The 319-nt window shown below is 60.5% G+C and carries 1 pseudogene; it reads left to right on the plus strand.

The features are described from left to right. Positions 1-176, plus strand: a pseudogene (locus tag P0G09_RS17020) (acetylglutamate kinase); the annotation flags it as partial. Positions 177-319: the final 143 nt, after the last annotated feature.

The raw sequence follows: 319 nt of genomic DNA on the forward strand, positions 1-319 counted from the left end.
CCGGCATCATTGCGGGCGGCATGATCCCCAAGATCGGCGGCATGGCCGATGCCATCTATCAGGGAGTCCACGAGGCGGTCATCATCGATGTCCGCGTGCCCCACTCCATCCTGCTGGAGCTGTTCTCCAACCGGGGCTCCGGCACCCGGTTCTACCGCCGCAGCCATCAGGAATAAGGCTTGCTGAAAATTAGATCGGGCGATATAATAAAGATGAATAGGCTCCCCCTTTGGGGGCAACGACGACGACCGCCGCCAGTGGCGGATTGAGGGAGGAGTTGTTGGGGCAGTGGCCAGCAAGGTGCGAGTGCAATTGCACG

The sequence above is a fragment of the Faecalibacterium sp. DFI.5.82 genome (assembly GCF_029076575.1).
In the GTDB taxonomy this organism is placed as follows: Bacteria; Bacillota; Clostridia; order Oscillospirales; family Ruminococcaceae; genus Faecalibacterium; species Faecalibacterium duncaniae.